3 protein-coding genes are annotated in these 2,360 nt (G+C 39.9%); 2 read left to right on the top strand and 1 reads right to left on the bottom strand.

Annotated elements, in window-relative coordinates; genetic code table 11:
- Nucleotides 1-201: 201 nt before the first annotated feature.
- Entirely contained in the window at nt 202-1,254 is a 1,053-nt protein-coding gene (locus B3F51_RS04535) for a sensor histidine kinase (RefSeq protein WP_286945688.1), read from the bottom strand.
- A gap of 138 nt (nt 1,255-1,392) precedes the next feature.
- Here B3F51_RS04535 and B3F51_RS04530 point away from each other — a divergent pair, with 138 nt between their 5' ends.
- Together B3F51_RS04530 and B3F51_RS04525 are read left to right on the top strand one after the other, a co-directional pair.
- A complete protein-coding gene (locus B3F51_RS04530; protein ID WP_070369530.1) occupies nt 1,393-1,719 on the top strand; it encodes a hypothetical protein in 327 nt (108 codons plus the stop codon).
- An 81-nt stretch (nt 1,720-1,800) separates the two neighbouring features.
- Nucleotides 1,801-2,301 (top strand): SEC-C metal-binding domain-containing protein, encoded by a 501-nt coding sequence (locus tag B3F51_RS04525; RefSeq protein WP_070369529.1) that lies wholly within the window; start codon nt 1,801-1,803, stop codon nt 2,299-2,301.
- The last annotated feature ends 59 nt before the right edge of the window (nt 2,302-2,360 follow it).

Raw genomic sequence — 2,360 nt, 5'->3', positions numbered from 1 at the left:
AATACAATAATACGAATCGTGATGATTGTCAAGCACTTTTTATAATTTTATTTAGTGTTTTCAACTGTTTCCACAGCAAAACACATGATCACCAATGACTTTTAGTATAATGGTTAATTATGAAGAGCAAGTTACTCAAATTCTTAAGACTTTTTGACAATAAAAAAAGACCCTGAATGAGAGTCTTGAATAGTTGGATGATTACTGATGAATCGGCAGAATCAGTTCGACCTTAAATAGTTGGTTCAGCTGATAATAGTCGATCCGGCCCTGATGGCGAGTAATGATTTTTCGGCAGGAGTCCAGACTGGAACCTTCAGTATCAATGATTTTTTTGCCGACAGCGGCGGGATTATTAATGGTTTTATTACGCAGAATCAGACAGAGTTCGTTTTTATTGAGGATCAATCCAAAATCAATGGGTTTATCGGGGTCGGCGTACTTAATAATATTGGAAGTCAGATAGTCAAAAATCCGTTGCAGCTGTTCCAGATCAACCCATAAAGAAAAATCCCGTTCAATACAGTTTTCCTGGATCACCTCATAGCCCGCTTCTTCTAGAGCCTTGGTGGAAGCGCTCAGTAATTGATGAATCAGGGGTTTTCCGTTATAGACTTTAAACTGATAGTAGCCCTTGCCATTGTCAGTGAAGGCGTGCTCAAAAAGATCGTCGATAAAATTGATGACCTGATAAGCTTTTTTCAGAGCAATCTTTAAATAAGCTTCCTTTTTTGAGACGTCATGTTCATCAGGGTTCTGAATGCGTTCGAGATATCCGATGATACCAGACAAGGGAGCGTGGATTTTATTGGAAACAGAGGTGATGATATGATGATTTTCCATTTTAGCCAAGGATTCAGCTTTGGATTTAGCCTCATACAGATCTTGAATCAAATTGATATTATTGGCAAGGTCAGTGAGCTCATTATTTCCCTGTAGCGGGATATAAGATTCAAAGTTTGCTGCGGCAACGCGTTCAGATCCTTTTTGGAGCGTCTTTAGATAGCTTAATTTTTTTCGAATGAGACGGGACATGATAATAAAAGCCAATAAATTGGGTATAAATATAAACAAAATGCTGATCAGTGGGTTGCCCTCTAAAATAGGTAGGGGGATCAGAATTAATAACACACTAATGATCGCCGCACTGATTAAAGTCAGACTCAGATAGCGTATCAAAACGGGAACCAATTCTTCATCGTGTTGAGGTTGGTTGCTTTTTATCTGGGCTTGGTCAGGGTTGTTAGTTTTCAATTTATTATTCCTTTCTGCATGTATTGATCATATAATCATTGTAAACTGGAATGGGATTATTATCAACAACTGCTTTAACTTAATTACAGGTGTTGGCTGAATGCTGATGAACAAAGAAGGGTTCAATAGGAGGATAAAATGAAGAAAAGAATTGGATTATGTATCGTAGTTATTGTGGCAATGGGGCTATTGGTTGGCTGTAACAGCAATTCCAAGGCAACAAACGATGAACTGGCGGATAGTATCAGCTTTACTGCTACCATTGACGAAGTCAGTGACACAGAACTGCTGGTCACGGTGTTGGATAATGAGAATTTTAATCAGGCCCGGGTTAATATGCAGGGGTTTGATAGCCTTGATTTTGTGCCGGAGAAGGGTCAGACGATTAAACTGACCATCAAAAATCAGGTCGGTATGAGCGAGCCACCGTTTGTAAATCCCGTCACCATCGAACTGGTGAAGTAATTGCGGGGTTTAGCAGAAAATGGTTTAACTCCTGGTGTTTTTGGGATATAATATGCTTAGATTACTATGAGGAGAAATTGAATGAGTTTATACGAAGCGTGGAAGAACTACATCGAAGAGAATTGCAATACTCAGGAAGAGCAAAATGCCTTTTGGGAAAAATACTGTGCTGAGGAAAAAGTCCTCTACCAGAAGATTCTGGGTGAGAAAATCACAGTCGTTGAAGGCCGGTTTGAAGATCTGGCTAACGAGAGCAAGATGGTTCCACCCCAATACATGGGTTTTCTGGATGGAATCAGCGAAAGTCTGATAACCCCCATTGATCTGGAATCGATTGAACTGGATTCGCAAATCAGACTGGAAATTGATTTTGCCAAACTTTATAAAAATATGCTGGCAGTGCCAGCTGAGTGGCTTTATACTTTGGAAGAATGGAATAATTTTTTTACCGAGGATGAACGCCTTGAGCTGGAAAAAGAATACAAGCGTTCAAAAACGGTGGTGAACGAAGTGAAGGTGGGCCGCAACGATCCCTGTCCGTGTGGTTCCGGAAAAAAATATAAAAAGTGCTGCGGCCGTTAGTACATAAAAAAAGAGCGAAAGCTCTTTCAGACTGTCAAAAAGCTAACCCAGTACCGACA

It is taken from the genome of Acetobacterium sp. UBA5834 (genome assembly GCF_002435675.1).
Classification (GTDB): Bacteria; Bacillota; Clostridia; order Eubacteriales; family Eubacteriaceae; genus Acetobacterium; species Acetobacterium wieringae.
The sequence above is the reverse complement of the archived record's forward strand: the minus strand, read 5'-3'. Positions and strand labels throughout refer to the sequence as shown.